This is a genomic window from Paenibacillus durus (assembly GCF_000756615.1).
Taxonomy (GTDB): Bacteria; Bacillota; Bacilli; order Paenibacillales; family Paenibacillaceae; genus Paenibacillus_AQ; species Paenibacillus_AQ durus.
Genome location: NZ_CP009288.1, coordinates 2,141,845 through 2,168,267, shown reverse-complemented (window position 1 = coordinate 2,168,267; position 26,423 = coordinate 2,141,845). Strand labels below are relative to the sequence as shown.

Here is a 26,423-nt window from a genome sequence, read left to right as displayed (position 1 = left end):
CGCGTCCAAGGTCAATATTCAATCCCGAGAACCGCGGGTACTCCATCATTATAATAATGCTTAACCGCCTGAACCTCGGACACCAGATCCGCCAATTCCAGAATTTCCGGTTTCGCCTGACGCCCGGTCAGGACCAGATGCAAATGCTTCGGCCTTAGCCTGATTAAATCAAGCACTTCGCCGAGGGGAAGAACGTCGTCAACCAGGAATTTCTCGATCGCCAGCGCATTGTTGATTTCGTCCAGCACTACTACATCCCAATCGCCGCCAAGCACTTCTGCTCTGGCCGAAGCCCATGCCTCCCGCAGTGCGGAGCGGTGCTCCTCCGGCGTCTTTGTCCAGGTGAATCCCGCGCCAAGCTGCCGGATCTCCACACCCAGTTTACGAAGAGCGATATGTTCTCCGTAGGTCCTCTGCGGCGATTTGATAAATTGCAGAATCAGCACTTTGTAGCCGCGTCCCGAAGCCCGCAGCGCGAGCCCCAGCGCGGCTGTCGTTTTGCCTTTGCCGTCGCCTGTATAGACAAGGGTATAGCCCTTGCGGTTCGATCTCCGGTCAGACTGTTCCACTGGCTTCGCCTCTTTTCCGGCTGTATTGTAAGCAGCGCTGTATGAAGCGCTCCGCGACTTTCGGATTGGATGCAAAATGGAGATGCGTGTAGCCTGCCATCACATTTTCCGAATGGTATCCTTCGAGTCCCGTTCCGCGCAGACCTTTCGTTTCATAAACGTAAGGGTAATGCTCCCGGTCCGTCGTTAGTTTGGAATAATGGAACTCATGGCCCCGGATGACCTCGCCCGCTTCCATAAGCAGACAGTCCCGAAGCGCCGTGGCCTCACGATAGCCCAGAGCGGCGAGCTTATCCTGCATCGTAACGTCCGCCGGGATAAGTCCAACCATGGCATGGGCAACTCCCGCACGGTCGGTAATCGAACGGGTCAGGTACATATACCCTCCGCATTCGGCGAAGACCGGCAGCCCTTCCTGAACGCGGGCTTGCAAATCGCGCTTCATCTGCTCATTAGCCGACAGTCCGGCGGCAAACTCCTCGGGGAATCCTCCCCCGAGATAAAGACCGTCCGCATCGCCTGGCACGGTATCGCCCCCCAGGGGACTGAAATACACCAGTCTGGCGCCAGATTGCTCTAGTAGTTCCAGGTTCTCACGGTAGTAGAAGTTGAACGCTGCGTCCCGGGCAACGGCAATCACCGGTCCAGGGTTCGGACACGGCCCGGCGATGAACAGCCGTTCCTTAGGCCATGCAAGCGCCGGGGCCGTGCCCGCCAGGGATAGTATCGCATCAATATCCACGCCGCCTTCGACCAGATCGGCGGCCCGGTTAAACAAACCGTCCAGTTCTCCCCGTTCAATGGCCGGAACGAGACCAAGATGGCGCTCGGGAATGTCCAGCCCCTCGTCCCGCCCCAGCCAGCCGACAACAGGAATGCCGCATTCCTGTTCAATCGCGGATTTGACGAGCTGGTAGTGCCCCCGGCTTCCGCACTTGTTGACGATGACTCCGGCAATGCGGATACTCTCGTCCAGCTTCTGATACCCCAGCACGAGGGCGGCCGCGCTGCGTGCCATGCTCTGCGCGTTCACAACGAGAATGACCGGACTCTCCAGCAAGGCGGAAATTTCCGCTGTCGAACCGGTATTGGACAACGGGTCCTTCCCGTCGTACAGTCCCATGACGCCCTCAATAACAGAGACTTCCGCTCCTTCGGAAGCTCTGAGAAAAATTTCACGCATGATATCATGAGACAGCATCCAGGTATCCAGATTGCGTGACGGCCTGCCCGTTACGGCGGTATGATAGGTCGGATCGATGTAATCCGGGCCGCACTTGAAGCCCTGAACCCGAAGACCCCGCTGCTTCAGCGCGGCCATTAACCCGATCGTCACCGTTGTTTTACCGGCGCCGCTGCCCGTTCCCGCAATGACGATGCGGTTTCTGTTCCCGTTCATACTCCCACCTGCCCGCCGGATGGGAATGGTATGCGGGCGATGGAAATGGTGACGTTGCCGCTCTTCCTTTTCTCCAGCAGCCAATCCGCCGCTCTGGATGAGCGGAGCGCCGCAGGCTCGCTGACCCCGTATGCACCCGTATATTTATACACGGTTTCGGACGGATTTTTCAGCGGAACCTCATTCAGCTCGTCCGGTGTATACAATTCAAGCTTCCACTTATACTTCCGGCAGACTTCAAGGAGCCCCTCCTCATCCTGTTTCAGCACGATGGTGGCCGCATTGCGCACGCTCTTGACGGACAGCCGGAGCTCGGACAGTGTGCTTATAATCGTATGCTCAATCTCCTCCGCTGAAGTTCCCCGGTTGCAGCCGATGCCGAGGACAAGCGTCTTGGGTCTGTACAGCACCCCGTTATTCAGCAGTGCGGCTTCTTCCCCGGGTTCCAGCAGCCGGTCCGTAACCACCAGCGCCGCGTCAAACTCCGCTTGCAGCGCTTCTGCGGCGTGACCGTAAACGGTAATATGCGGCGGCAGCGGCTTGTCATAGGTCCACCACTGCGTCTCGCCCGCTTCCTGCACAACGGCGATCCACTCCTCATTGACCACTGAAGCGCTGACGGGCGTCGCCTTGTCGAAGCTTTCGATCTCCCAGCCGAAGCCGCGTCCAAACAAGTCCACCGGGATCGTTCCCTGCACATCGGACGCGGTCGTGATGACAGGACGCGCGCCGAGTGCTTTCGCTACCTCCAGCGTCAGCGCATTGGCGCCGCCCAGATGGCCCGAAAGGACGCTGATCACATGCTGGCCGCGATCATCGATCACGATGACTGCGGGGTCCTTTTTCTTGTCTTCCAGAATCGGAGCAATCATGCGGACGACGGCTCCAAGAGAAATGAAAATAATAAGTCCTTTGTACGCTTTGAACAAGTCCGGCAGGATCAGCTTGACAGAGCCTTCGAACAGTCGATATCCCAGTTCCGTCTCATCGCCCCGGGCAAATTTGCTCATATAATAAAGGTCGGTTCCCGGGAAATCGGCGGCCAAGGACCGGGCCATTTCCACCCCATGCTTGGTGATTGCGACGGCGGCGTAAGGCTTAGTCATTAGCGGCCTGCCCTTTCCGGTAACCGTGGGTAAACGACTTGTCATATAGTTTAGAGCGGTGTTCGTCACGGTCAACCATTCCCGGGTCAAGCGCCCAGCCCGCCAGGATCATGGCATGCATGCGGATTCCGGCCTGCCGCAAATCGCTGTCGAGATGCCGGAGCGTCGTGCGCACGATTTTCTGATCCGGCCATGTGGCCCGCTGCACAACGGCTACTGGCGTGTCCTCCGACCAGCCCGCCTCCAGAAACTCTTTGACCACCTTCTTCGCAAGCGTAGCGCTTAAAAACAGCGCGACCGTACAATGATGGGAAGCGAGGTCGCGGAGTTTCTCCCGTTCCGGTACAGGCGTCCGTCCTTCAGCCCGGGTCAGAATGACCGTCTGGGTCAAGTCCGGAACAGTTAATTCAGCACCCAACACGGCAGCCGCAGCGAAGACGGAGCTGACGCCCGGCACGATCTCGTAGTCGATCCCGCGCTGCTTCAGCAGAACCATCTGCTCCAGGATCGCGCCGTATACGGCCGGGTCGCCGGTATGGACTCGGGCTACGCTTTTTCCAGTCAGAACGGCCTCTGACATCACATCGACCATCTGCTCCAGATCCATCCCGGAGCTCTGCAGTACCTTGGCATGACTGCCCGCACGGGAGATAAGCTGTTCGTTTACGAGCGAATCGGTATACAGGACAAAATCGGCGTTCATCAGGATGTTCAGACCTTTCACTGTAATAAGATCCGGATCTCCCGGACCGGCGCCGACAATATACACTCTCGGTTCGAGCTTCACTATTTTTTCACCGCCATTAACGTCAAATATTCAAGCTCCTGCCCCTTTAATTCCCGTACATTTCGCCAGATCAGCTCATCAGAAGAGGTTACTTTCATGACCACCGAAGCTTTGTCTACAAGCTCCATCTCCTCCAATAGATCGATGATCAAATCCAGCACCTTGGCCACCTTGATGAACACAACCGCATCATGGTCTTCAAGGGCTTTCTTCATTGCCTGACGGTCATTTCGGGCGGGCACAATCGCCACTTGTTCATCACCATCGGCAAGAGGGAGCCCTAGGCGGGCGGCAGCTCCCAGAACGGAGGAAATGCCCGGAACGGAAATAACAGGGACTTCTGGATAGAGCTCCTGCACCAGGCGCGCCATATGAATAAAGGTGCTGTACAGATTGGGATCGCCTTCCGTTACAAAAGCGATATCGCGTCCTTCTTTTAGGTGCTCCCAGCACTGGGCAACCGTCCGGCTCCACTCCCTGTCAAGGGTTTCCTGATCCTTGGTCATCGGGAACACTAGCCCCAGCATGTTTTTCTCCGCTGTATTAATATATAATTCCACGATTTCAAGCGCGTAGGATTTGCCTCCCATCCGCTTCTTGGGATAAGCAATCACCGGACATTCCTTCATTAAGCGGAACGCCTTTACCGTGATTAATTCCGGATCACCCGGGCCTACGCCGATCCCGTATAAGGTTCCTGTTTTTAGTGCTGTCGTTGTCATGGTTGTTCGGTTCCCCCTCTTTCACTTCCGGGCTTCGCAAAGCCGGTGATCACATAAATGGGATTGAGTCCCTCGAAGCGGGTCATGTTCAAAATCGGCTTGCTGCGCGAAATCTGCACCAGCGTAATCCGGGAATCGAAGCCGTGATCGGCGAGCGCCTGCCGGGATTCGGACAACGTCTCGATCGTTGCTGCGTTCACGACTATACGCCCACCCGTCTTCAGCCGGGAGCAGCAGATCCGGATCAACTCCCGCAGTTCTCCTCCGCTGCCGCCAATAAACACCGCATCCGGATCAGGAAGCTGATCAAGGCCACTGGGGGCCTTGTCATGAATCACCGTAAAATCCGCACGGAATTTCTTCCGGTTCAGCTCAATGTTCTCGATATCTCCGGCGTTTTTCTCGATGGCAAACACCTGCCCGTAAGGCGCCGACAATGTACACTCAACAGCAACCGATCCGGAGCCGGCTCCAATGTCCCACACGACGCTGTCTTTCTTGAGCTTTAACTCGGCCAGGCTGAGCACCCGGACTTCTTTTTTGGTAATCAATCCTTTTTCAGGCTTCCGCTGATGAAATTTCTCGTCCTCTATGCCAAATCCGAACCATGGTGCCGCAACTCCAGGCTTTCGGCGCAGAATGACAACATTCAGGGGTGAAAATTCTGACCGGGACATCTCGTCCAGCGTCCAGAATCCGCATCTTTCATGCTCACCGCCCAAATTTTCCGCAACAAAAGCTTCATATTCATTGATCCCAAAATCGATCAGATAACGGGCAATTGCGGACGGACTGTTCTCGTGATCGGTCAACAGGGCAATCTTCTCTTTGCCGTTGATTCTCTGTGCCAGCCCTTTCATCGTTCGCCCATGGACGCTTTCCACTGCGGCATCCTGCCAGCTTTCGCCCATTCTTGAAAAGGCTAATTGCACCGAGCTTACATGAGGGTGGATCTCCACCGCATCCCCGCCCAGCTTCTTCACTATGAAACTCGCGATACCGTAAAACAGCGGATCACCGGAAGCCAGAACGACGACATCTTTGTCCGCCCTTAGTTCAGCCAGCCGTTCGACAGTGCTTCCCAGCCCTCCCTTAAAGATGAAGCTTTCGCCACGGTGACCGGGGAAAAAAGACAGATGTCTCTCGCCGCCGGCAAGCACGTCCGCCCGATGAATCCGTTCGAGGGAAGCCGCGGACAGCCCCGCAGGGCCTTCGTCTCCGATACCGATAATCTTGATGCGCCTATCCACTCCGTTCCTCCCTCCCCAATATGTCGCCTTTCATCGTGATCAGCACGATTTCCACCGTTACTCCTCCCCCGATGTGCTCAAGGCAGTGAAGGCAGGCGTATTCGCATAATTTATCAAAAAAACCGGGCAGACCTGCTTCAATTACGAGGTCGGCAGCTTGAGTCGCTGTATTGCACTCCAGAATCGCCTCCTGCAGTTCGGACGAAGCGCCTGTCTCGGCAGCGGCCCTGGCTAGAAAGCCGAAATCAACGGCGGCGCTTTTGGAGTGAACCATCATCACGCCCTGGGCCACCTTCGAGAATTTGCCGATCATCCCGACCAGGCTGACGGTTCTCATTCCAAGGCGTTTGGCATGCTGCAGGGAGAAACCGACGAAGTCGCCCATCTGGATAAAAGACTCCTCACTCAGCTCCGGGTTTAGCTTCATCGCATATTTCTCGCTGCTGCCGCCTGTGGTCAGGACAACCTGAGTGCAGCCGGAAGCTCTCGCCACCTGCATGGCTTGAATAATACTCGCCTTATACGCGGACGTGGAAAATGGCACTACCGTTCCTCGCGTGCCCAAAATCGATATCCCGCCGATAATGCCCAGACGGCCGTTCAAGGTCTTCTTGGCGATTTCTTCTCCGCCGGGCACGGAAATCACCACTTTAACGCCGCGCTCAATGCCGTACTCCTCCAAGACTTCCTGAACTTCCTTCCGGATCATCCGGCGGGGAACCGGATTGATGGCCGCTTCGCCTACCGGGATCGGAAGCCCCGGCTTGGTGACACGCCCCACCCCGGTGCCGCCGTCGATTTCGATGCCGCTGCCGTCTGTCCATACCGCCATGGCGACAATCCTCGCCTTATGCGTAGCGTCCGGATCATCGCCCGCGTCCTTGATCGTGGCGCACTGGGCCATATCCCCAGTGAATTCACCATCCAGGATGGTAAACGTATGGAAAAATCCGGCGGGCAGCCAGATGGTCGATTCATTAACCCGGGTCTGGGTAGCCAGCATCATGACCGCGGCTTTTGCCACCGCAGCCGCGCAGGCGCCTGTTGTAAATCCGTGCCGCATCTCTTTTGGATTGTTCTCCGGTTCCACAAAATCGCTCATGAGATCCCTTCCCTGATTTACGCTTTTTTCTCCGCCATAATGGCAAGGGCATTAACAGCCGCCACCACAACCGTACTGCCGCCCTTGCGCCCGAGGTTCGTTATAAAAGGAATATCGAGCTTGCGAAGCTCGTCCTTCGATTCCGCGGCGGATACGAAGCCTACCGGCATACCTATAATCAGGCCCGGCTTGGCTTCGCCCTCCTTGACCATGCGGATCAATTCAAGCAGGGCGGTAGGAGCGTTGCCAATGGCGTAAATTCCGCCCTCCGCTTCACGTACCGCTTTACGCATGGAGATAATGGCGCGGGTTGTGTTCAGCCGTTTCGCTTCCTCCATCACATCGGGGTCCGAAATGTAGACGTCGACGCTTCCGCCGAACTTTTGTATACGCGGCTTGCTGATTCCAACCTGAACCATCTGGACATCAGCGACGATCTTTTTGCCGCTGCGGATCGCCTCTATTCCCGCTTCAACCGCTCCTGGATGAAACACAATATTTCTGCCAAGCTCGAAGTCCGCCGAGGCATGGATGATCCGCTGAACGACCGGATACTGCTCGGGTGTAAAGGGATGTTCTCCCAGTTCTTCCGTGATGATCTCGAAGCTTTTGCTCTCAATCTCCTGAGGCTGCACCGTCAGCGGTTTAAATTCCGTCTTAAAATCCATAACATTTCTCCCTTGTATTCGAATGATATAAAATGAACTTGAGATTTTCCCCTTTGGGTATCGTTCGCAACTTCGAGGAACGTTTGGACTTCCGGCCGCTGTTGTCTCCAGATTTCTAAATTTATTACACTCTTCGTGGATGAAATCCGGAGACAAAGGCGATCGCTGTCGCTCCTCCAGTTCCAAACTTCCCCTTCGTTACTCCTTACCCTGATGTCATTTTTTCAAGTTCATTTTATATAGCGGGCAACTTGTTGCAGCTCGTCAATGACATCCTGAAAATCCGTAAACACAGCGCCAAAATCAATTTCCGGCCGGGAAATCAATATTACTTGTATACCCAGCTTCAGCGCAGCTTCAATCTTCTCGTCGACGGCCCCGGTTTTTCCGCTCTCCTTCGTGACCATCACCGTCGTGCCGTACTGCCGGTACAGAGCTTCATTCAGCTCCCGGGTAAACGGCCCTTGCAGGGCAATGATGTTCTTCTGCTCCACGCCGAGCTCTTCGCATTTCTCCATATTATCGCGCCGTGGCAGCATTCGGGCTACCAGACGGATGTCGGGATCTACCAGCAGATGCTTTGTAAAAATAGACAGTGTCTTGCTGCCGGTAGTCAGCATTATGGAGCCCTTAAGCTTCTTGGCTTCCAATGCCGCTTCTTCATAAGACGACACAACCGTAAGCTTCGGATCGTCACCGTAGACTAAAGATGCCCGTTCAAAACGAATATAAGGAATACCCGCCTCCTTCGCGGCTTCCATCGCATTCCTGTGCGCTTCTTCGGCGAACGGATGGCTTGCGTCAACAATGGCCTTAACTTCTTCCCGGCGTATTAACGTCACGATTTCATCCTTGTCCAGACGTCCGGCGCGCACGGGCAGATTGGCTTCCTGTAAACTTTTCGCCGCATTATCGGTAACCACCGATGTCAATATTTCAAATCCGTTCTGTTGTATCAAAGCAGCGAGTTCTCTCGCATCGCTTGTACCGCACAGGGTAAAAATCAAATCGTCTCCTCCTCAACATGCTCTTGATGTCATTCTGCGCGGCTACGTTCCACATGATGATGATCGTGGTCGTGATGATGATGATCGTCATGATCATGCCCATTCTCGTGATCGTGCTGGTGAGCATGGAAATGATCGTGGCTGTGCCCGTGGTGATGGTCGTGATCATTCTCGTGGTGGTGATGCCCATGATCGTGACCGTGCCCATGGTGGTGATGATCGTGATCATGCCCATGATCGTGATGATGGTGATGATGCTCATGACCGGCCGCCAACCGGTATTGGCACATATCACAGTTCATAAAGGCCTGCCCTTCCACCGCTTCGGCAACCCGGTCAAGCAGCGCTTCCACCAGCTTCGGATGAAACCCAAAATACCCTGCAAGCTCAACGGTGATATCCGGGTGCAGTGCGGCAAACTCCGCTGTCATGTCCTCAATTCGCTTAATCAAAATTCCTGTAAACAGAAAGTAAGGAAGGACGAAGATTTTTTTCGCGCCAAGCCGTAAGACTCTTTCCAGACCATCCTCAAAGGTAGGCTCCGTAACGCCAATAAAGCAGTTTTCCACCCATTTGACCGGAAGCTGCTCCCACAGCAGTCGGGTCATCTTAAAAAAGTCGCCGTTAGCATCGCCATCGCTGCTCCCCCGGCCAATCAGCAGAACAGCCGTTTCCAGTTCGCGCAGTCCATGTTCTATCGGCAGCTCCGGGCTGCCGGTCTTAAATCCGGCGGACGCCACACGGGAGGTCAGGATCTCCATCACCTTTTGGTGAACGCCAATCGGACGCCCATAGACGAATTCCACGGCGGGATACAGCTTCTTGGCCCGGTCAATCTCAAAAGGGATATGGATTTTGGCATGGCCCGCCGCGAACAGCATGATCGGAATTACAACAACCCGAGTGGCTCCCTGCTCAACGCAGTTGGCTATTCCCCGGGCAATATCCGGCTGCACAAACTCCAAAAAGCAGGTCTCTATTTTATACTGGGGCGCAGCCTGACGCACCGTATCGGCAAACTGCAGCAGTTCCTCGTTCCCTTCGGGGTCCCGGCTTCCATGCCCCACCAACAATATCGCGTCCATCTTCTTCCTCCTCATGATCGTTAATCGCCGCAGACCGCATCCGCCACAGCAGCGGCAGGCTGTTCCTGATGTCTGAACCCGGCAATCGTCCCCACACGTTTAAAAAACTTATGAAATCTTTCACCCGGAAAAGCTTTATCGGCATATTCCCGGAAAATCCGTTCAACCGTATCTACAATTTGATCCGCTGCAATCCCTTCGGCTGCCGGCTGCGCCGGATGGGCGTTTCGCCCGATCGTCTTGCCGCCCAGGAACAGGTCATACGCCCCTTTACGGTATACAATGCCGATATCCTCAAGAACAGCCCCATAGCAGGCCATACCGCAGCCGTTAAAGCCGATTTTCAATTCCTTGGGCGTTTTTAATCCGCCGATGACCCGGTTCAGCTCTTCCGCGACGGGGATTGACCCGTCTTTCTCCAAATTGCAGAAGTCGCAGGCTTTAATCTGTGCAACATCGCCAACCGGGAAGACGAGCAGCTTCTCCGCTTTCAATTCCGCCACAACCCGCTCGGGATCGCCCCCGGGGATGCGCAGAATGATTTGGTGATGCGGGGTATACTCCATTTCCCCCTGTTCACCTGCGATTTCCGCAAGCAGCGCCATTTGACGCGCAGTGAATTTCTTATTCGCAATGCCCGGCGCCACTCCCACCTCAAAAAGGGCGTTCGGATTTGCGGCGGCAGTTGGGGCGGACGGGTTCACGGCGGCAGACGGGGCTGAACCGACTGAGCCCCCGGAGACGATGCCTTTAGCCTCGAGAATTTGCAGCGCCTCCATCGCCGCTTCGAGAGGGCTGGACGAATTCGCGCTGCTATAAGAGGCAGAAGCCAGGAAATCACGCTCGGCGGACTTTGCTTCCCCGCTCTCTCCAGCCTGTTCTTTCGCACTCAGTGACCACGGCTCCGCTGCCACCTGCAGACGCTCGCTTGGCCTTAGTCTCTGCTCTTCGGAATCCAGCGTATATTTCCGCTGGTAGCCTCTTGGCGTAATCATTAGCCCGTCATATACCACCGTCGAGGAGTTGCCGATAATAACCGTCGTAAGCATCCCTATTTCATGCTCCAGCATGTCCGCGAGCGTGGTAAGGACGACCTGCTGCCGGTCCCGGTAAGCGCTCTTCACCAGGCCCACCGGCGTGTCCGGAGAACGGTGCCCCAGCAAAATCCGCTGAGTCTCGGCGATCTGCCGGGTGCGCCTTCCGCTTCGCGGATTATACAGAGCGATTACAAAATCTGCCGCAGCCGCCGCTTCCACGCGTTTGGCAATCGTGTCCCAGGGGGTTAAATGATCGCTCAGACTGATCGTGCAGGCATCATGCATAATTGGCGCCCCAAGCAGGGCTGCACAGGAGTTGATCGAGGATATTCCGGGAATAACCTCTACTTCCACTCCTTCATCAGGATGCCATTTCTTTTCCATCAACACTTCATAAATCAGCCCGGCCATTCCGTATACACCGGCGTCGCCGCTGGAAATCACTGCAACCGTCCTTCCCATATACGCCTGCCGTACAGCTTCCTGAGCGCGGCTTACCTCTTCCGTCATGCCGGTTCTGACGATCTCCTGAGTGGTCAGCAGGCCCCGGATCAAATCCACATAAGTGTTGTAGCCAATAATGACTTCGCTTTCCTCAATTGCCCTGCGGGCACGATCCGTAATCTGTTCAAAAGCTCCCGGCCCAAACCCGATCACAAGCAGTTTGCCTCTCTTCTCTTCCATTCGTGCTGCCTCCTCTGTATGAAACAACTATCCCCGTAACACCAAGCTTTCCTTAGAGGAAGCCGGGTTCGTAGAATCAACTTCCCGGGACCGGCTTAACCTGAGTATCCTGCTGCACCCGGAGCCGGATCACTGAACCGCAAGGCCGAATTCATCTTCTTCGGGGGCCGGGCTCGGGATACCGAGATCCTCAAAAGTGGCCATCTTCGCAACCAATTGGAGGGCTGATTCGATTACAGGCAGGGCAAGTGCGGCCCCAGTCCCTTCTCCAAGGCGCATGTCCAGATGCAGTAAAGGCTTCAGCCCAAGCTCATCCAGAACGATCCGGTGCGCCGGTTCAACGGACAAATGGGAAGCGAATAAGTAATCCTGGCAGCGTGGTTCGATCCGGCAGGCAGCCAGCGCCGCAGCCCCTGTAATCACCCCGTCAATAACCACCGGAACCTTGCGGGCTGCCGCTCCTAATATCACGCCCGCGAGCCCGGCGATTTCTAGTCCCCCTACCTTGGCGAGTACGTCGACAGCGTCACCGGGATTTGGCCGGTTAACCTCTATCGCCCGTTCGATTACCTTCGTTTTGGCGGCTAACGCTTCGTCATTGATACCCGATCCCTTTCCGGTGATCTGTTCCGCCGGATGGTTAGTGAACACTGCCGTCATGGCGCTGCTCGGAGTCGTGTTGCCGATGCCCATTTCCCCTAAACCGATCACTTCGATCCCTTTATCAGCAAGCTCGTAAGCCGTATCTATCCCGACCTGGAGCGCGGCAACCGCTTCTTCCTTGGTCATCGCCGGCCCTTTAGCCATATTGGCCGTTCCCGGGCGAACTTTCCGCTGCACTACACCTTCCGGCAGGTCTGTCAGCAAAGTTCCGATATCGACAACGTGAACCTCCGCCCCCGCTTGCTGTGCAAGCACATTAACCGCAGCGCCTTGGCGAATAAAATTCGCCATCATCAGCCCGGTAACTTCCTGCGGAAATGCGCTGACACCTTCCTGAACGACCCCATGATCGCCGCACATCACGATAATCGCTTTATTTTCCACACGGGGCTGCACGCTGCCAGTAATACCAGCAAGCTTTACAGCGATTTCCTCTAGGCGGCCAAGACTCCCCAAAGGTTTGGTCAGGTTGTTGACGCGCTTTCTCATTTGATGCATCGATACAACATTGAGCCGTTCAATCTCATTTAGCACCTGCAATAATTTTTCCAAGAAAATCACAATCCTCTCTTTTATTTAGAGACCTATGTAACAAGTTGAGAAACAAAAAAGCACTCCTACACACAAAAGAGCGTAGAAGTGCCGTTAATCGCCGCAATACAAGCGTTCTCCCCCTCCCTAATCCTCGTAGGTCAGTCGTGCTGTTGAAAAAAGGCAGGTCTCCTGACTTATGGATCAGACGCAAAAACGAGATCATAATGACCAAGTTGCTTAAGCCTTCCCATTTGACACAGTGGCTTAAAGCTCGCTCTCCATTTACAGTGGCGGGACCGCGACGGATTTTCACCGTTCTTCCCTTTTAAGAAACGCCGCAGCGTTTCACCTTTTCTCTCATATGCTGTTGTAGACAAATATGCTTAAAGTACGTCTATTATAACTTGAGATTTAAAGAGAAGTCTATAAGTCTGTTTTTCAGTTTATCCGTTAATTCGATTACCGTACCGTTCTCTACGATTTCTGCTTGTCCGGTAATCATCTGAATGATGCTGCCATGGGTTACAAGCAGTACATTTCTGTCCGCCAACGGCTCCAGACTGCTAATTCCGTCGCACACCCGCACTTGCATCAATTCCATAGATTCGACCCCGTAGACCGGGAAGCGGATCAGCTCTGGATTTTCTATTTGGAATACAGACCTGATTTCCCCCAGCGTCTTGCCTTCCAGCTCACCGAAGCAGCGTTCCGCGAACCGGCTGTCAACCTTAACAGAGAGTCCGTGGACGGAAGCTATAATTTTGGCCGATTCAAAGGCTCTTCGCAATGGGCTTGAAATAACGGCATGAACATTCATCCGTTCTCTGAGCCGTCTGGAAGCTTCCTGAATCTGGCCGATCCCGCGCTCATTCAGACCGATATCCTGTATCCCTTGTATTCTCCCCTTGTTGTTCCAATCGGTCTCGCCATGGCGCATCAGATAAAGAGGCATTCTTCCATCTTGTCCTTCCTGCCCTGTTATGTTGATTCACTGTTGCTGTATTAAAGCTGAACTAACGACCATTTTAAAGAGATATCATGAGAATTGCCCAATACATATTTTGGGTCACTCATTTGGCTACGAGTCAGCAGCTCTAATAATTCACGTAATAGTAATTCTTCAGTTTCTTTAAGTGATTTCAACCAAAGAATCATATCCGTAATAATATCTTTGTTTTTATTTATATAAAACTTAATCATTAAACTTCTTTGAATAAACGCATCATTTTCTATTTTTTTGTACATCTCATAAAATTTAGAATCCTGCAAAACTTGCTTTTCCTCCAGTAATTTCATCCGGTAAACCATGCATTTTTTATGTTCCCATAATATATGTAAAAATCTTATATCATACTCACACTTATCCTCCAGCAATAAATATAAATACTCGATAATTTTATCGTAAACACTTATACCTAAAAAACTATTCTTGGCCCAATTAACACTTCCATCATCACGGATACGAGTATCCCTTGACTCTAAATAATCAGTTAAAAGATCAGAAATCCTTAGAATATCGAGTTCCGCATTAATATCTTTATTAAGCTTCATTAATATAACTCTATTATAGTGATGTAGATTAATATTAGCCGGATTTATGTAAGATTGTATAAACTCATAAAATGAACAATCTTTGAATTCATATTTTCCTCCAAAATTGTCAGCAACATTCAGTATCATTTTTTCCATATTGTAGCCGTAAATAAATAACTCATGTGCTATATTAATTCGTTTATACCATTGTACATTTGAACATGATAAATATTTATGGTTAACACTCATGTAAACATAATAGCCAGAGTCAATACGATCCGTTATGGACTTGATAATGTTGGATGAATCATTAAATTTCTCAAATATGTCTTTGTTCAATAATTGAATATCAAGAAAAGGACAACTATAGGGCACCCAGGTAACCCATGGTTGGAAGAAGTCCAGCTTAATACCCGTATCTTCTTGTTGAAGAACTAATTGTATAAAATTGCTCATCAACCAAGGATGATAGTTCTCTTCTGATGCTGAAAGAATAGTTAAAGGACCTGCATAATATGGATATCCAGTCAAAAACGGTTCTTTTACGGGAAGTATTTTTTCAGTCAAAATGTCCACCCTTTCAAAGAAATTAGATTCAATAAAAATAGCAAGTCTATTTTATTCTACAACATATTACATTATATTTTATAAATGTAGATTTATTACATTTTAGATTATATGGATACTTGTAATTTATGTCAATAAATTCCTGTAGAACAATGAGACGGCTACATAAATCGTGGTTTAACAATACCATTCATGTCTCATTCCTCTTTCGCAAACAAACCCAATAAACTAAAGCTTGACCGCTCTACTGTTCCTAGTTCCTCCGTTCTTGCATGATCAATAGCGGCTACTACCCTTGTAAAAGTTCCCGGCACAAGAGATATCATTGGGATGTTCGCTCTGTGTAGAGGCTGGCCTTCTCCAAAATAAAATTTACCTTTGGGCTTCAAGGTTAGGGTTCGGACTTTAGTCCGCCCTTGGATGGTGTTCAGGTAGATGCTGTCCATAGCTGAATTGGCTGTAAATACTAATTCATTATCAATCTCTTTTGTAAACGTATATAAATAAGTTTATTCGTTTTATGATCGAATTTTAACTCGCCGCCTGATCTCCTAGCGGACATTCCTGCGTTTGCACATCTTTTTCTGTGGAAATCCTCCTCCCTGACCCAATTCCTGCAAAAGCGCAGACATTTCTCTCCCGATCTCCCCGCCTGGCGGCGCGCATGCTCTAAAAGCTGCGCAATCGCAGGCATTACTTTTTCCTGCCCGAAATTCACCTGATAAACCTGCGGATTTGCAGGAAAACCCCGGTCACCAACACCGGACACACGCTGAACAGAAGCAGCCCAGATTCCGCAAGAATCAAACCATTACATCTATTGACCATAAATATTACATGTTATGTTTTTGGTAATTTGTAACACATAAGAGGTGAACCAGAATGCCAGTCAGCCGCTATGCAGGAAATTAATGCATACTGTCAGGCCCTGACTTCTTCCGCCGGGCAGCTGTATGATGCAGTGAAACGTTTTACGGTAAAAAAATCGCCTTGCCCCTATTTAACAAAGGGCAAGGCGATTTTCATTTACTTTTTCACAGCATGCCTCTTCACACTTACTCTTTTCACGCTTGGCCTCTCCAGATGAAAAACAAATTTTCCTCTCTCGACCAAAACTAAAGCCTACAGCGTATCTTGGCAGTCATTTTTTTGACGAAGGAATCTTTATATGGGCGTTTTTTTACGAACACAGAAATTGCTAGGCTTGTGAGCGAGAGATCATGATCGTTTATTTTGCATCTACTGCTGAAGTGTTTGTATTATTTTTGTCCATTCTATCTTTTATCCGGATTCTCGTTTCCATATGACGCCCATAATAGGTGGCAGCAACTATCAAAAGTCCTCCCAGCCATTCTTGAACCGAAAGATGTTCACCGCCTAAAAAGACAGCAAATAGTGCTGAAAATAATGGCTCTGTTCCCATCAATAATCCCACTCGGGTTGGAGAGGTACGCCTGATCATGGTCAGCTGAATATAAAAAGCGAACAACGTACAAAAAATAGCCAGATAAGCGGTTAGCAGCCAAAATCTCATTGATGATGGCACGACAAAAGCATGAATACCTTCTGTTGTCAGTGATAAAATGCCCATAATGACAGCAACGACACTTAATTGAATGGTAACTAGCACTCTTGAATCCATATCTCTTCCATTTGTCATTTTTTGTGTCACGGTCATTTGAACGGCACGTAATAATGCTGCAACGAGGATCAATACATCCCCAATATTAAATTGGTAACCGTCTTTCATTGTTAAAAAGAAAGTTCCTATGACAGATAGTAATACCGAACCTAAAATACCAACATTCAGTCTTGTTCTAAACATGATAGATTCCATAATTGGTGTGAACACAACGAATAAACTAATCAAAAAACCAGCGTTAGTAGCAGATGTACCATTAATCCCCCAAGTTTCTGAAGTGAAAATACCTGAAAGAAATAAGCCAAAAATAATACCTGACAGCCAAGTATGTATGGAGGCTTTCACACATTTTTTCCACGTCAGTAGAGCCATAATAATTACTGTAAGCATAAAACGAATAAAAAGGAATGGGAATACCGCTATATCTGATAAAACAACCTTTGTTGCAAGATAACTGGAACCCCAAACCACTGCAATTAAAAGCAAAGATAAATCTGCTAGCCATTGCTTTTCCTTTTTCATAATTCTTTTTCACTGACAAGAGATTTGTAAACTTCCTTCATCGGTCTAAGCCAATTCTGCTTCATAATAGACGCAGCCTTCTCAGGATCACGGTCTTCAAAAGCTTGAATTAAAGCTTTATGTTCTCTTAATGATTCTCTTACAACCAATTCATGTCCTTTTAAAAACACATATTTAAACTGCCGAATATGTAATTGCAGTATCGACGAGAAGTCCGTAATGTACGGATTATCAGCAAGATCAACAATAAAATTGTGGAATTTTTCATCACATTCCATTGTTTTAAATCGTTGTTCATGATTAATTAACTGTTCATATTCGTTTGTCATTTCTTTCAATGTTTCAATTTGTTCTGCCGTGATGGATTGGGCAACTTCTTCGGCAGCCAAAGCATGCAAGGAAGCAAGCGGCGGATAAATTTTCAAAACATCTTCTTTTTTAATCTTTGTTACCCGCGTCTCTTTTCCTGGACGCATGTCAATAAAGCCTTGAACTGCTAACAACTGTAAGGCTTCTCGGATCGGTGTGCGGCTAATACCTAAAGCTTTTGAAAGTTCCGTGTCGTAAATCTGTTCACCAGGTTCAAGTGTTCCATCAATAATCCATCTTTGTAATTGATTAAATGCTTTATCTTTTGCCAACATTCGAATGGGTGAAGAAAAATTTTGCGGTATCGGCATAAATTGTTTCCTCCTTTTTATGCAATATATTGGATACATATATTATATAAATATTCTTTTGAAAATCAAATGGTCAATCAAAATATGATCGGTTTTCTATATGCAGTGAAACGTTTTACGGTATAAAAAAACGCCTTGCCCCTATTCAACAAAGGGAAAGGCGATTTTCATTTACTTTTTCACAGCATGCCTGACCTCTTCACGCTTGGCCTCCTCAGATGAAAGACAAATTTCCTCTGGGACCAAAAACTAAATGAAAACAGGGTAAGCCTTGGCATTTAGATAACTGTTATCCTTGAAAATTCTTTATAATATTTTCTAATATATATAAATATTTGGGCGATTTATCCAACTTTCTTTATAATATTATTTGTATAATAAAGAGTAAGTGAGTTAGAGGAGGTAGTAAGATGCTAGGAATTGATGTGAAGAAGCAGAATGAAAAACTAATTATCACTTGGCAATTAACTAAAATAGAAATACCTATTGATGACATTCAGGATGTTTTGTTTGATGATACTTACGGTGGTGAGGAGAAAAGTGCAATTAGGATTGGTACCCCCTATGCTACAACTGACAGAGTTATAATTAAGACGATTTCAAAAACTTATATTCTGTTTACCACTAATGGACATAGTATCTTAAATAAGATAAAGTCTTATCTCAAATAATTATAATTGTTGCAAGAAAATTTTTGGATTCTTCTAAGCCTTTTTTATTAAAGCGTTCAGGCTGTCGAGATTTTCTCGACTGCCTGAACTTCTAATATTTACCATTCTCCGTCAAGCTCCGAGCAGGAGCACATAATCCGTCAATTTCACGCCGTTCCAGCCGCTAGAGACAATACGAGCCGCTGCGGCGGCATCGGTAATATGGGTTCATCCAGCTTCGGAAACTAAGGTGAATCGTTCGTTAATATGCTGCGGCTGTTCAATTTCGTCGATGATCGCAACCGCGTAATCCGCATAACTTACATAGCTGTCCCCTTTGGCGTTGACGATGAAGTTATCTTTTCCTTTTTGATAAGCGCCTGTTCGTTTGCCCTCCGGGTTGAAGAACGCGGCCGGACTGACAAATGTCCACTGGATTCCGTCCGAGTTCTGAAGATCCTCAAGGTTTTTGCCTTGATTGAACGCTGTTGCAAAATACTCCTTAGGAAATTGAGGCGTATCCATCGCACGTATCGTTTGGGCTTCGTCTACAAACAAGCTTCCGGCTCCGCCGACAACGATTAATCGGGTTCCCGGAGCTCCCTTGATCGCTTCTATCAATACTCTCCCCGCTTCAACATGCAGCTGCTCTTGACCAGGAGCGGCCCCGAACGCATTGACGACAGCATCAAACCCTTGAAGGTCATCAGATGTTAGATCGAAGATGTCTTTCTCCAAAATAGCGGCTTCTTTGCCTTCAACTTTCGATGCGTTTCTGACAATCGCCGTTACTTCATGTTGACGGCTTAGTGCTTCCTTTGCAATTGCTGCTCCCGCTTTTCCGCTTGCTCCAATAATTCCGATTTTCATGTTCGTTTACCTTCCTTCTCCGTATTTAACCTGTAACAACTTTGATTACCTGTAACTATAATAGTTTCATGTAGATCATTTGTCAACCCTCTTTTTTTCCAAATAAAAAACAACCCTGGTTCGTCTAAAAACGAAACCGAGAGTTGCTTAGCGGCTTTCTTGATTGCTAACTAAAGAAGCGCCAATATTTCTGCAGTTGACTTTTCCCTTAGGGTAAGGTGCATAGTGAAATTGAACAAAGTAATATGAAGAATGGAGGTGACTTCTTGCTATCGATTGGAGAATTCTCAAAGATATGCGAAGTATCTACAAAAACGCTTCGATATTATGATGAAATTGGATTAATCAATCCTGATGAGATTAACTCTGAGAACGGTTATAGGTATTATTCCATCAGACAACTAAAAAAGATGCTCTTTATCAACCGTCTGAAATCCTATCATTTTTCTCTGGAAGAAATCAAAGCCATTCTGGAATTGGAAGAGGATCAATCAGAGGAGAAGCTTTGTTCCGCCCTTAATCGCAAGAGAAGGGAAGTACAGGGAAAGCTAAATGCTTTTGAGTATACCCTAAAACAAATGAGTAATGATATTTTAAATTTAGAGAAGGGCATACCCATGATGTCATGCCTTGACAATATAGAGGTACAACTTGTTGAAACCCGGCCAATGAATATCCTTTATATGCGTCAGATGATGAGTAGTGATGACTATGCCCGAGGATATGGAACGTATTTTAACAGGCTATATGAAAAGATTGCTGCTGAAAAACTAACCTTGCTTGGTGCGCCAATGACTATTTATCACAGCCCTGAATACAATCCTGCCGGCAATGATACAGAGTTTGCCATCCCGATAGAGGAGACTGTAAAGGGAACGAGAGATTTGCCTGGAGGCCTTTGTGCGAAGTCGGTTTTAAAGGGTTCTTATTCAGAATTGACATCGGTATATGCTAAGCTGAGGGAATGGGTAGAAAATGAAGGATATGAGTTGGTGAAATCACCATATGAAGTATATGTAACCGACCCCAATCAAGCCACCGTTCCTGAGAAAATTGTTACCGAGGTATATTTTCCTGTTTAGAGAGGTATCTATTATGCAAAGAAACTACTGGCCAACTACAGAATGGCAAGCCCTAGACCCGGCAACCTTGAGAATGGACGCTGAAAAGCTTGCAGAGCTTGAACCTATGATAAAATCCGAGTACAGCAATATAAACGGTATCGTTGTTGTGAGAAATGGATATATTGCTTATGAAAAATATTATAATGGCTATGGCCCGGATGATCCACACCATGTGGCATCTATAACGAAAAGTGTACTATCTGCCCTTATTGGTATTGCCATTGATGCAAGATATATTAAAAATGTAGACCAGAAGGTGCTGGATTTCTTCCCTGAATATGTTCTAGGTGCTGCTGATCGGCAGAAACGAGAAATCACCATACGCCATCTTCTCACGATGACGGCCCCCTATCCATTTGAGGACTGGCACGAACCGCTGGACAAGATGTGTATGGAACCTGACTGGGTAAAGTATACTCTGGATATTCTGGGGCAAAACGGTGATATTGGAACTTTCAAGTATTCCACCGCAGGGGCGCATCTGCTTTCAGCCATCCTCACTCGCAGCACAGGAAAAAGTGCCCGTGAGTTTGCGGGCGAACCGTTATTTAAATCTATCGGCATGAAAGAAATCCCAGATTATGAAATGAAATCATTTGGGTTTGAAGATTTATTCGGGGAAAATGTGAAAGGATGGGTCAACGACCCAAACGGTAACTCCACAGGAGGATGGGGACTTACGCTAACTCCCCGAGATATGGCACGTTTTGGATTTCTTTATCTGAACCGTGGCGTTTGGGACAATAATCAGATTATTTCGGGGACATGGATTGACGAATCAACAGCGATGAACCCCAATAAATACGGTTATCTATGGTGGTTATACGAAGAGGATGGAGTTTTCGCATACTTAGCACTAGGCGATGGCGGTAATGTCATTTGTTGCATTCCAGAAAAAGACCTAGTCGTAGCCATTGCATCAGAATTCATCATTAATCCTCGTGATAGGTTGACTCTGATTAAGGAACGTATTATCCCGGCTGTAATAGACTAAACTTATAATGAAAGCCCCCCGCAATTATCCAAAAATTGCGGGGGGCTTTATCAAGTTGCTTTTTGTCTATGTTGGTATCCAACCGCTGGTTTTAAACAAGTTGCCATTTATAAGGGATTAGCCCAATTGCTCAATAACCGCCTTAGTTACAGCCAGCGTTGATTGCGGATTTTGGCCTGTAATCAGGTTGCCGTCTACCTCGTAATGAGAAGTCCAGTTCGGAGCGGCCACATAGATCGCGCCCAACTCGCGAATTTTGCTTTCCAGCAGGAAAGGAAGATGACTAGCCAGAGTCGTTTGATCCTCTTCCCGGTCTGTAAAGGCACTGACACGTTTGCCAGCCACAAGCGGTTGACCGTTCGACAAGGTAGCTCCAACCAGCCCGGCTGGTCCGTGGCACACAGCGGCTACAATCTTGTTCCCTTCATAAAAATCACGCAGGAGCTTGTGAAGGGTTTCGCTTTTTGGAAGATCATACATCGTTCCGTGACCGCCCGGCAAGAAAATAGCATCGAAGCCTTCAGCAGATACTTCATCAAGCTTTGTCGTGTTTTCCAGATATTTTTCCGCATCCAAAATTTCTTGCGGGGTGCTGGCATCTACACTGCCGGGATCGACAGGAGCTTTTCCTCCAAGCGGGCTAGCCACCAACAGCTCATAGCCTTTTTTTGTAAATTCAATATAGGCTTCGGCAAATTCAGACAGCCAAATCCCGGTCGATTTGCTTTCATGAACTTCCGTATGATTAGTTACAACGATTAACACTTTTTTTGCCATTTGTATTGCCTCCAATTCATTATTTTGTTGCCTACTTAATCTTAATCCCGAGTCTTGTATAAAACAAATTATGAAATTTCAGATTATCCATAAATATATTTATATATCTTTGCGTATGAGCGTCATCATCTCATGGATTTGCGGCAGATGTTTATGCTTCAGCTTATAGGCGAAAAACAGCTCATTCTTCACTCTTAAATCCTCATAAATGACTTTGGTTCTTTCATTTGCCGAACTTTCAAATAGATATGTAGGGATAGCGCTTAAACCCGCACCGTTTCCGATAGCCTTCAGAATGAGATGTAAATCAGGAATGATATGGTTAGGTCTGATTTGGGGACGCTTTTTAAAATGCTCTCTCCAAATTCTCCGTATCATCGGTAAATCCAGCCCATAGCTTATCCAATTTTGCGAAGAGAGCCACTGTTCCATTGACTTCAAGTTGTCTGTATCCGGTATTTCACAATCACTGGGGGCAACAATAACAAATTCTTCGTCCATCAATTTCTGATACTCAATGCCCGGCGCTTGATACCTTTTAGAAGTAATGATGAGATCCAATTTATCCTCTTTCAGCAGTTCTATCAATTGATCGGCCGTTCCCAAACTCGAAATGGTGCTCATATTGTATTTATGCAGCCTGGGGAGAATTTTTTCAGTGTAAAACTCGTGTGCGGCCCCTATCTTTATGACCATAAGCGTAGGCAAAGAAGCCGATTTGAAATTCATCGTGGTCTCCTCCAGAGACTCGATCAGCGGAGCCAATTGTGAATATAACTCCTTCCCGCGTTCCGTTGGAATTAATTTTCTTGAAGTCCTGACGAATAAAATTTCACCTACCTCGGCTTCCAAAGCAGCTAAGTGCTGGCTCATTGCCGGTTGTGTCATGATCCGCGCCTTTGCGGCTTCGGACACAGAGTTGTGCTTATATATCGTACAAAAGCTTCTGTACCACTCAAAATCAACCATATCCATTTAACCCCTTTGCTTGTTGACTGACTTGCCTCAAAACAAGAATAGACCGCCTCTCGTAAAGGATTACGGTCTATTTCCTGACTGATATTCCGAAAGGCGCTTTCTCCCCCCACTATACCACGATTGAAGCACAATAAAAAAACCGCTGAACACCGAAAGTGTCTAGCGGCCTTATAATGTACGAAGCCTGTACAACCTAAAGTACGTTAACGATATTTAGAATCCCCAAGTCCTTCGTAAACCGCTTCGCAAAGGTCTGTCGTAAACTGGCCTGACATGCCTTCCAGCGCGGTATTGGTAAACGCCACGACGCTTATTTGCTTGACGGGATCAACAAACCAGGAATGGCCATAAGTTCCGCCCATGCGCCAGGTTCCCGGCGACTCGGAAGTTTGAGCGGCCGCCGGATCTTTCAGCACGGTAAACCCCAGCCCGAATCCACGCCCTGGCCAGTAGGCCATTGGAAGATCGCCAATCTGGTTGGTAGTCATTTCTCTAACCAGGCTCTCCGGTAATAGAGGCGCTCCGCCTTTTCGCAACGTTTCCAACAGCAGCATAAAGTCACCAGCACTGCCAACCATGCCAGCGCCACCTGACGGATACGCCGTATCATCAAGCGCCCGGCCGGGAGCAAGCCGGAAACCCGAAGTACCTTCTATAAATGGAATGTGGTCCAAATCAAGCAAACGGCGCGGCTCAGGAAGATCATTCGCATAGGCCGCAGAAAGCCTTAGGGCATCGACCGCAATAAATCCGGTATCATTCATGCCTAGCGGTCCGGTCACAAGAGAACGTACGGCTTCGCCTAGCGGGGCATCGGCAGACCTGGCAATAACTGCACCGAGTACATCTGTTGCAATGGAATACTTCCACTGGGTACCTGGCACATAGAGGAGCGGTACGGAAGCAATACGGCGCAGATTTTCTTCCAATGAAATACCGGCCTGATCCATACCGTCCGATACTCCGGCATTCTCATATGAATCATGTTCCTTCTGGAAGAAACGGTAGGTCAGCCCTGCCGTGTGAGTCAACAAATGCCGAATGGTTACAGCAGCAAATTCACCATTTTGCAAACGGGGGCGAAACTCGGGCAGCCATCTGTCCACGCGGTCATCCAACCCCAGACGGCCTTGCGATACAAGCACCAGTGCAGCCGTGGAAACGATCGGTTTGGATACGGAAGCAAGCCGAAATAACGTATGATCTTGCATGAACCGGTTTTGTTCGCGGTCTGCATATCCGGCAGCACGGTTATAACATTGCGTTCCGTTAAGCGCAACTTGGACAACAGCACCAACCAGCCTTTTTTCGGCAAGGGTACGATCAATGACTTCATCCATACGTGCCTGCAGCGCTTCAGTATCTCTCTTATTTAGATCATATTTGCTCAATGTTAGCCATCCTTTCTAACTTTCATGGATTAAATTAAATTGCTCATTTTACATATCGAAATCAATACATTATGATGATTATACAAAGCAATAAAAGAAACTTTATTTGAAATACCTTAAATTTAAAGGAGGACTTTTATAGTGGATCATGTGGACAAACAAATTCTCTTCCATCTGCAAAATCAGGCAAGAATTTCAATGACAGAGCTGGGTAAAAGCGTGGGTTTGTCCCAGCCTGCCGTAACGGAACGGGTCAGACGAATGGAAGAAAAAGGCGTTATCGAGGAGTATCGTACCGTCATCTCTCCCGAAAAAATTGGAAAGCATGCGGCAGCCTATATGTTGTTTCGGACTAGAGACTGCTATGCCTTTCTTGATTTTGTCCAAGCTTCTCCCTATGTTACCGAGTGCCACCGCATAAGCGGAGAACACAATTACTTATTAAAAATACAGACCGACTCCACACACGCTCTCGAAGAATTTGGCAATCAGTGCGACAAGTATGGAACCTATACGATCCTGATTGTCATGTCCTCGCCAATCGATCATAAATTTCTCATTCAATCACTTGAAGAAGCATAAGGAAATCCATGGTCTTTTGCCCGCCACACAACAAGCAGTGCTAGGAGCAGCAGCATTAGCAAAGCCCAAGGGAAGGATCGAACGCCCAGGGTTTCGAGTAAAACAGCGCCCATTAAGCCACCGCCGCCGATGGCCAGATTCCATGCCGTCACCAGCATCGATTGAGCCACATCCGCATTCTCGCCAGCGGCCACAGCTATTGCCGTCTGCAGCAGTGTCGCCGCTCCACCGAATGTAAGTCCCCAGACGGCAACCGCTGCATAGACTACAACGGGCTGACTGCTGCCTATGCCAAGCAGAAGGGATGCCAATGCGAAAGCTGCGAGGCTTATCAATACCAATAGGCGCTGCATACGGTCAATCAACAGTCCGATTATCCAGATCCCCACAACCGATGTAACCCCGAAAATAAGCAGTACCATATCAACACGATGGGTAAGTCCGGTCCGGGCAAGATAAGGCGCAATATAGGTGTACAAAATGTTATGAGATAACACCCAGGCCATAACAACAATCAATACGGGCCGTACCCCCGGCAAAATGAAAACTTTGTGGAGGGCGAGTCTTTGGGTCGCGGCCTGTCCGGGAAAATCCGGCATTTTCCAGAACACCCAAACAACGAGCAGCACTGCCAGAAACGACATGATTACAAAAACAGAGCGCCAGCCAACTAGCACGCCGAGGAATGTTCCGGCAGGGACACCAAGCGCCAGAGCAAGAGGAGTGCCGGTCATTGCCACCGCCACGGCCCGGCCTTTAAGGACATCCGGCACCATACGCCGGGCATAGCCTGCTGTCATCCCCCACAAGACACCTGCAGATACACCAGCCAAGAAACGGGCAACCAGCGTCAATATGTAGCTAGAGGATAATGCAGTAACACTGTTGAACACGAGAAAACCAATAATGCACAGTAACAACAGCGGCTTTCTCCTCCACCCTCGTGTTGCAGTTGTTAAGGGAATTGCGGCGAGCAGGGAGCCCAGAGAATACAACGTGACGAGTTGGCCGGCGATGGCCTCCGAAACTCCAAGCCCCTCGCCGATCTGGGGAAGCAAACCGGCTGGCAGCGTCTCCGTGAGGATACAAATAAATCCCGCCATCGCAAGGGCTAACAATCCGGCCCATGGAAGGCGATCAGAAGAAGCAGCACTCGCGGCACTTTGCGCGGCTGAAGTCAGATTTGAACTCAATATCAATCACCTCCTGATTTCTATTTGAGTGGACTAATGATCCCACTACCAAGCGAGCAATCGCTCAATAGAGTTCAGTTTACAATATTAAATCGTTATTTTACATACATCAATCAAAGTATATGAACACCTTTAGCCACAGTATTAAATTTAAAAATCAGTGTTATCCTTTAATTTAAAATCTGTATAAAACAAAAATGACCTTCCGCATTCGGAAGGTCATTAAATCATTATAATGGGGCCTGGGGGGATCGAACCCCTGGCCTCATCGCTGTCAGCGATGCGCTCTGGCCAGTGAGTTGCTTTT

Annotated in this window: 25 protein-coding genes and 1 riboswitch; of the genes, 4 read left to right on the top strand and 21 right to left on the bottom strand. The window is 48.7% G+C overall.

Annotated features, from left to right (window positions below; translation table 11 throughout):
* Positions 1 to 11 precede the first annotated feature (11 nt).
* The 16 genes from cobO to PDUR_RS09665 form a co-directional block, all read right to left on the bottom strand.
* Positions 12 to 569, bottom strand: a complete 558-nt coding sequence (cobO, locus tag PDUR_RS09740) for a cob(I)yrinic acid a,c-diamide adenosyltransferase (RefSeq protein ID WP_042206105.1) — start codon at positions 567 to 569, stop codon at positions 12 to 14.
* Positions 556 to 1,968 carry a cobyrinic acid a,c-diamide synthase CobB gene (locus PDUR_RS09735; RefSeq protein WP_042206104.1) on the bottom strand — a complete coding sequence of 471 codons (1,413 nt, stop codon included), beginning with the start codon at positions 1,966 to 1,968 and terminating at the stop codon, positions 556 to 558. Before PDUR_RS09735 ends, cobO begins: the two co-directional genes overlap by 14 nt.
* Positions 1,965 to 3,074, bottom strand: coding sequence for a cobalt-precorrin 5A hydrolase (locus PDUR_RS09730; RefSeq protein WP_042206103.1), 1,110 nt, complete (start codon positions 3,072 to 3,074; stop codon positions 1,965 to 1,967). Before PDUR_RS09730 ends, PDUR_RS09735 begins: the two co-directional genes overlap by 4 nt.
* Positions 3,067 to 3,861: a precorrin-4 C(11)-methyltransferase gene (cobM, locus tag PDUR_RS09725; RefSeq protein WP_042206102.1), complete on the bottom strand. Its 795-nt coding sequence runs from the start codon at positions 3,859 to 3,861 to the stop codon at positions 3,067 to 3,069. The genes PDUR_RS09730 and cobM overlap by 8 nt, the downstream gene beginning before the upstream one ends.
* Positions 3,861 to 4,583 (bottom strand): precorrin-2 C(20)-methyltransferase, encoded by a 723-nt coding sequence (gene cobI / locus PDUR_RS09720; RefSeq protein WP_042206101.1) that lies wholly within the window; start codon positions 4,581 to 4,583, stop codon positions 3,861 to 3,863. The genes cobM and cobI overlap by 1 nt, the downstream gene beginning before the upstream one ends.
* Positions 4,580 to 5,833: a bifunctional cobalt-precorrin-7 (C(5))-methyltransferase/cobalt-precorrin-6B (C(15))-methyltransferase gene (locus tag PDUR_RS09715; protein ID WP_042206100.1), complete on the bottom strand. Its 1,254-nt coding sequence runs from the start codon at positions 5,831 to 5,833 to the stop codon at positions 4,580 to 4,582. Before PDUR_RS09715 ends, cobI begins: the two co-directional genes overlap by 4 nt.
* Positions 5,826 to 6,935, bottom strand: coding sequence for a cobalt-precorrin-5B (C(1))-methyltransferase (locus tag PDUR_RS09710; RefSeq protein WP_042206099.1), 1,110 nt, complete (start codon positions 6,933 to 6,935; stop codon positions 5,826 to 5,828). Before PDUR_RS09710 ends, PDUR_RS09715 begins: the two co-directional genes overlap by 8 nt.
* A gap of 17 nt (positions 6,936 to 6,952) precedes the next feature.
* Positions 6,953 to 7,603, bottom strand: coding sequence for a precorrin-8X methylmutase (locus tag PDUR_RS09705; RefSeq protein WP_042206098.1), 651 nt, complete (start codon positions 7,601 to 7,603; stop codon positions 6,953 to 6,955).
* A gap of 230 nt (positions 7,604 to 7,833) precedes the next feature.
* Positions 7,834 to 8,610 carry a precorrin-6A reductase gene (gene cobK, locus PDUR_RS09700; protein ID WP_042206097.1) on the bottom strand — a complete coding sequence of 259 codons (777 nt, stop codon included), beginning with the start codon at positions 8,608 to 8,610 and terminating at the stop codon, positions 7,834 to 7,836.
* Between the two features lie 29 nt (positions 8,611 to 8,639).
* On the bottom strand, positions 8,640 to 9,695 hold the full coding sequence (locus tag PDUR_RS09695; RefSeq protein ID WP_042206096.1) for a sirohydrochlorin chelatase: 1,056 nt from the start codon (positions 9,693 to 9,695) through the stop codon (positions 8,640 to 8,642).
* A gap of 20 nt (positions 9,696 to 9,715) precedes the next feature.
* Positions 9,716 to 11,416, bottom strand: a complete 1,701-nt coding sequence (cobJ, locus tag PDUR_RS09690; protein ID WP_042206095.1) for a precorrin-3B C(17)-methyltransferase — start codon at positions 11,414 to 11,416, stop codon at positions 9,716 to 9,718.
* A 129-nt stretch (positions 11,417 to 11,545) separates the two neighbouring features.
* Positions 11,546 to 12,640, bottom strand: a complete 1,095-nt coding sequence (cobT, locus tag PDUR_RS09685; RefSeq protein WP_042206094.1) for a nicotinate-nucleotide--dimethylbenzimidazole phosphoribosyltransferase — start codon at positions 12,638 to 12,640, stop codon at positions 11,546 to 11,548.
* A gap of 135 nt (positions 12,641 to 12,775) precedes the next feature.
* Positions 12,776 to 12,981: riboswitch (cobalamin riboswitch) on the bottom strand.
* 29 nt (positions 12,982 to 13,010) lie between these two features.
* A complete protein-coding gene (locus tag PDUR_RS09680; RefSeq protein WP_052410147.1) occupies positions 13,011 to 13,565 on the bottom strand; it encodes a histidine phosphatase family protein in 555 nt (184 codons plus the stop codon).
* Positions 13,566 to 13,615: 50 nt separating this feature from the next.
* The gene (locus PDUR_RS09675; RefSeq protein ID WP_156130396.1) at positions 13,616 to 14,713 is read right to left on the bottom strand and encodes a hypothetical protein; all 1,098 of its coding nucleotides are present in this window, start codon (positions 14,711 to 14,713) and stop codon (positions 13,616 to 13,618) included.
* A gap of 1,228 nt (positions 14,714 to 15,941) precedes the next feature.
* The gene (locus PDUR_RS09670; protein ID WP_081949456.1) at positions 15,942 to 16,877 is read right to left on the bottom strand and encodes a DMT family transporter; all 936 of its coding nucleotides are present in this window, start codon (positions 16,875 to 16,877) and stop codon (positions 15,942 to 15,944) included.
* Entirely contained in the window at positions 16,874 to 17,557 is a 684-nt protein-coding gene (locus PDUR_RS09665; RefSeq protein WP_042206092.1) for a GntR family transcriptional regulator, read from the bottom strand. The genes PDUR_RS09670 and PDUR_RS09665 overlap by 4 nt, the downstream gene beginning before the upstream one ends.
* A gap of 410 nt (positions 17,558 to 17,967) precedes the next feature.
* Between PDUR_RS09665 and PDUR_RS09660 the strand changes: the two genes are divergently transcribed.
* Positions 17,968 to 18,228: a SunI/YnzG family protein gene (locus PDUR_RS09660; RefSeq protein ID WP_042206091.1), complete on the top strand. Its 261-nt coding sequence runs from the start codon at positions 17,968 to 17,970 to the stop codon at positions 18,226 to 18,228.
* 207 nt (positions 18,229 to 18,435) lie between these two features.
* Here the strand turns inward: PDUR_RS09660 and PDUR_RS09655 are convergent, their stop codons facing one another.
* Positions 18,436 to 19,077, bottom strand: coding sequence for an NAD(P)-dependent oxidoreductase (locus PDUR_RS09655; protein ID WP_042206090.1), 642 nt, complete (start codon positions 19,075 to 19,077; stop codon positions 18,436 to 18,438).
* 266 nt (positions 19,078 to 19,343) lie between these two features.
* On the opposite strand from PDUR_RS09655, the gene PDUR_RS09650 reads away from it, so the two are divergent.
* Entirely contained in the window at positions 19,344 to 20,159 is an 816-nt protein-coding gene (locus tag PDUR_RS09650) for a MerR family transcriptional regulator (RefSeq protein ID WP_042206089.1), read from the top strand.
* 13 nt (positions 20,160 to 20,172) lie between these two features.
* Positions 20,173 to 21,195 (top strand): serine hydrolase domain-containing protein, encoded by a 1,023-nt coding sequence (locus PDUR_RS09645; protein ID WP_042206088.1) that lies wholly within the window; start codon positions 20,173 to 20,175, stop codon positions 21,193 to 21,195.
* 117 nt (positions 21,196 to 21,312) lie between these two features.
* Here the strand turns inward: PDUR_RS09645 and PDUR_RS09640 are convergent, their stop codons facing one another.
* The 3 genes from PDUR_RS09640 to PDUR_RS09630 all read right to left on the bottom strand — a co-directional run bounded on the left by PDUR_RS09640 (position 21,313) and on the right by PDUR_RS09630 (position 24,290).
* The gene (locus tag PDUR_RS09640; protein WP_042206087.1) at positions 21,313 to 21,972 is read right to left on the bottom strand and encodes a type 1 glutamine amidotransferase domain-containing protein; all 660 of its coding nucleotides are present in this window, start codon (positions 21,970 to 21,972) and stop codon (positions 21,313 to 21,315) included.
* A 99-nt stretch (positions 21,973 to 22,071) separates the two neighbouring features.
* The gene (locus tag PDUR_RS09635) at positions 22,072 to 22,941 is read right to left on the bottom strand and encodes a LysR family transcriptional regulator (protein ID WP_042206086.1); all 870 of its coding nucleotides are present in this window, start codon (positions 22,939 to 22,941) and stop codon (positions 22,072 to 22,074) included.
* Between the two features lie 212 nt (positions 22,942 to 23,153).
* Positions 23,154 to 24,290 carry a serine hydrolase domain-containing protein gene (locus PDUR_RS09630; protein ID WP_156130683.1) on the bottom strand — a complete coding sequence of 379 codons (1,137 nt, stop codon included), beginning with the start codon at positions 24,288 to 24,290 and terminating at the stop codon, positions 23,154 to 23,156.
* Between the two features lie 192 nt (positions 24,291 to 24,482).
* On the opposite strand from PDUR_RS09630, the gene PDUR_RS09625 reads away from it, so the two are divergent.
* Positions 24,483 to 24,923 carry an Lrp/AsnC family transcriptional regulator gene (locus tag PDUR_RS09625; RefSeq protein ID WP_042206084.1) on the top strand — a complete coding sequence of 147 codons (441 nt, stop codon included), beginning with the start codon at positions 24,483 to 24,485 and terminating at the stop codon, positions 24,921 to 24,923.
* Here PDUR_RS09625 and PDUR_RS09620 read toward each other — a convergent pair.
* Positions 24,902 to 26,116, bottom strand: a complete 1,215-nt coding sequence (locus tag PDUR_RS09620) for an MFS transporter (protein ID WP_042206083.1) — start codon at positions 26,114 to 26,116, stop codon at positions 24,902 to 24,904. The genes PDUR_RS09625 and PDUR_RS09620 overlap by 22 nt on opposite strands.
* Positions 26,117 to 26,423 lie beyond the last annotated feature (307 nt).